Raw genomic sequence first — 4,148 nt, forward strand, 5'->3', positions numbered from 1 at the left:
AGGCGTTTGCTTGCTCGGTAGCAGGTGTCGCCCGTTATATGCGTTGTGAGCTAAACGCGCTAAAGGGGAGCTAGAGGTGAGAGGAGGGGAGCTAAAGGTGAGTGGTGAGCTAAAGGTGAGCGACAATGGCGCCGCAAAAAATTGCCGGTAAACTCTTAAGCCAACAACACGATTTCACTAAAACGTAAACTAACAAAAAAGGAGCCGAGGCTCCTTTTTTCGTCGTTACGCTAGGTTAACGGCAAATGCGGTGTATGGCTTACTCTTCGCGTGGTTTACGCGGCTTACGCTCACCGGCAGGTTTATCTGCGCGGGGTTTGCGGTCAGCAAAGGGCTTATCGCCAGTAGCGGCTGCGCGAGGCTTACGCTCAAACGCTGGGCGATCACCACGTGGACGACGTTCACCTGATGGACGATCCGAGCGAGCACCACGGCCTGAATCGACAAATACTTGATCGCCGGCTTCACGGATGTTCAGTGGTCTGCCGCACACACGGACTTTTTTCAGGTGTTGCAGCACATCTTTTGGCATGCCGTCAGGAAGATCGACCGTGGTCACAGCATCATATAACTGGATGGCACCGATATAACGGCTGTCGATATTCGCTTCGTTCGCGATAGCGCCAACGATGTTACCCACACCTACGCCATTCTCGCGGCCGACGTCGATAACGTAACGGCACATTTTTAAATCTGGGTTGTCTTTCAGCGCTTCTGCTGCGCCAAGACTGGCTGGCATTGGGCGCGACTCACGGCTGCGACGTTCACCACGTTCACCGCGCTCAGATGGCGCGCGCTCGCTACGTTCGTCACGGACGCGTTCTTGGATAGCGGGTAATTGCAGCGGGCGCTCTTGCTGTACTTGGTGCAGCAGTGCGGCGGCTAATAAATCCGTATCGACTTCGAGCTGTTGGCATAATTGCGCCACGGCTTCACGCATAAACTCCAGATCGTTGTTCATGGTTTGCGCTAATTGCTCCCCTAAACGCGAGAGGCGACGCTCTGCTACCGTTTCTGGGCTTGGCACTTTCATTGGCGAAATGCGGCTGTTGGTTGCGCGCTCGATGGTGCGCAGCATCCGCATTTCACGGCTAGTCACAAACAGAATCGCCATACCAGTACGGCCTGCACGGCCAGTACGGCCGATACGGTGAACGTAAGCTTCGGTATCGTATGGAATATCATAGTTAACCACGTGGCCGATACGTTCAACATCGAGACCGCGAGCTGCCACATCGGTGGCGATCAAAATATCTAACTTGCCGCGTTTGAGCTGCTCAACTGCACGCTCACGGGCCTGTTGGTTCATATCGCCATGGAGAGGCGAGGAGGCGTAGCCACGGGCTTCGAGTTTTTCAGCAAGCTCCACACAGGAGTTACGAGTACGCACGAAAATGATAATACCTTCGGTATTTTCCACTTCCAATACGCGCACGAGTGCTTCGAGTTTATTGTGCTGTGACACTTGTACAAAGCGCTGCTCAATTGACTCTACTGTGGTGTGGCTCGCCGCGATGCTGATATTAGTTGCATCTTTTAAGTGCTTGTTCGCAACACGTTTAATTTGCTCTGGCATAGTGGCAGAGAATAATGCCAATTGGCGCTCGCTCGGCGTGTGCTCGAGGATCCATTCGATATCGTCGATGAAGCCCATTTTTAGCATTTCATCGGCTTCGTCGAGTACGAGGGCTTTGAGTGAGTCAAGTTTGAGAGTGCCACGACGCATATGGTCCATGACTCGGCCTGGAGTGCCGACAATCACCTGTGGGCCACGTTTTAGGGCATTCAACTGTTGTTGCATGCTTTGACCACCGTAAATCGGCAGTACGTGGAAGCCTTTCATAAATTTCGCATAGCTACTGAAGGCCTCTGCGACTTGCACAGCAAGTTCGCGGGTCGGTGCTAGGACTAAAATCTGTGGTGTAGATTGGCTAGTGACTTTGTTTAACAGCGGTAGCGCGAAAGCGCCGGTTTTACCGGTACCGGTTTGCGCTTGACCTAAAATATCTTTACCAGCCATGAGAGGGTCGATACTGGCTGATTGGATTGGCGTTGGTTTTTCATAACCTAGCTCGTCAAGAGCACGCAACAAATTCTCGGATAGACCGAGTTCACGGAAAGTTCTTTCATTGGATGACATTGGGTTGTAGCCTTGTGGATGCGCACGGATTTGCGCTTAAGTTTCACAGACAGAAAATCAACCCCGTGTCGATTTCCCGCGCCGAAAACGCCAGAGTATAGCAGCATGTGGCGCGCTTTACCAATCGCAGTGAGACTAAATGACCATAATGGCGTGGTTTTTTGGCAAAAACTCAGCAAGAAACGCGCCACTTTCTATTATTTTTTTGAAAATCTTCTCGTGGTTTGTGGCGCATTTTTGCTAACGTGACCGCGCACTTACGACAAATTCAAGGGTGGCGAGAGCGGCGAGGTCGAATTTTTGAGACGTGTTTGTCTTATTTATTGGTTTTTTGTCTGGGTTGCGGTTCTCGCGACGCTATTAAGCTTGCGTTTTTACTCTTATCTGCAAATTAGCTGCAAGCATCATATAACCCCCAAAAAAACGCCGGCACTGGGCCGGCGTTAACGTGGTGGAAATTTATTTAGTCACAATACTAGTGCGAAACGGCACCGGATGAGCCTAAGCCCGTTTGTGAGCGCACAAATTGTGGTAGGAACTTAGCATGCTCATCGGCGGCATCTTGCGATTTATCCGTGATGGAGAATAGCCAGATACCAACAAATGCTAATCCCATGGAGAACAGTGCTGGGTATTCGTAAGGGAAGATCGCCGCAGGGTGACCTAATACTTTTACCCATACTGTTGGGCCGAGGATCATCAGCGTCACGGCGCTGATTAAGCCTAACCAGCCACCGACAACGGCACCGCGCGTTGTTAAACGTGACCAGAACATAGACAAAAACAGCACAGGGAAGTTACAGCTTGCGGCGATAGAGAACGCTAAGCCAACCATGAACGCAATATTTTGCTTTTCAAACAGGATCCCAAGGCCAATAGCGACAACACCCAATACTAAGGTTGTTAGCTTAGAAATCCGCAGTTCATCGGTTTCGTTCGCTTTGCCTTTCTTAATCACACTGGCGTAAAGATCGTGGGAAACCGCTGACGCACCCGCTAAGGTTAAGCCGGCGACGACCGCTAAAATGGTGGCAAAGGCCACGGCAGAGATAAAGCCGAGGAATAAACTGCCACCGACTGCGTCCGCTAAGTGAACCGCTGCCATGTTGGTGCCGCCAAGTAGCGCGCCAGTCGCATCTTTGAAGGCTGGATTAGTGCTCACCAGTAGGATTGCGCCAAAGCCAATAATGAAAGTTAAAATGTAGAAGTAACCGATAAATCCTGTGGCATAGAACACCGATTTACGGGCTTCTTTAGCATCGCCTACAGTGAAGAAGCGCATCAGAATATGGGGTAAGCCAGCAGTACCGAACATCAGAGCTAAGCCCAGCGAAATCGCAGAGATAGGATCTGATACCAGTCCACCTGGGCTCATAATCGCTGCGCCCTTAGCGTGTACTTTAACCGCCTCGCTAAACAGCATACCGATATCAAAGTTAACGGACTTCATTACCATAATGGCCATAAAGCTGGCGCCAGAAAGTAACATTACCGCTTTGATGATTTGCACCCAAGTGGTGGCGAGCATGCCGCCAAACAGCACGTAGAGCACCATCAGGATCCCGACCAGCACCACGGCAATATGGTATTGTAAGCCAAATAACAGCTCGATGAGCTTACCTGCGCCCACCATTTGGGCGATAAGATACAAGGCAACCACGACTAAAGTGCCGCTGGCTGACAGCGAGCGTACTGAGGTTTGTTTGAGGCGATAGGAGGCTACGTCGGCAAAGGTATACTTACCTAGGTTACGTAAGCGTTCAGCAATCAAGAATAGGATGATGGGCCAGCCCACGAGAAAGCCGATAGAGTAAATCAGACCATCGTAACCTGAGGTATACACCAGTGCGGAGATCCCGAGGAAGGATGCCGCTGACATATAATCCCCCGCAATGGCTAAACCGTTTTGGAAACCGGTGATCCGCCCGCCTGCCGCATAGTAATCGGATGCCGAGCGGTTGCGTTTTGATGCCCAGTAAGTGATTGCCAACGTTGCCGCGACAAAGAT

General features: G+C 51.1%; 2 protein-coding genes. Both read right to left on the reverse strand.

Annotated elements, in window-relative coordinates:
• Positions 1 to 259: 259 nt before the first annotated feature.
• Entirely contained in the window at positions 260 to 2,140 is a 1,881-nt protein-coding gene (locus tag ACRCZA_RS12440; RefSeq protein WP_438674742.1) for a DEAD/DEAH box helicase, read from the reverse strand.
• Between the two features lie 475 nt (positions 2,141 to 2,615).
• A partial coding sequence (locus tag ACRCZA_RS12445; protein WP_438674743.1) for a cation acetate symporter occupies positions 2,616 to 4,148 on the reverse strand: 1,533 nt, incomplete at its 5' end.

Source organism: Shewanella sp. (assembly GCF_051658185.1).
Lineage (GTDB): Bacteria > Pseudomonadota > Gammaproteobacteria > Enterobacterales > Shewanellaceae > Shewanella.

Excerpts from the sequence above, each read along its gene's own strand:
- ACRCZA_RS12440 (WP_438674742.1), bottom strand. The coding sequence starts at position 2,140 with ATGTCATCCAATGAAAGAACTTTCCGTGAACTCGGTCTATCCGAGAAT.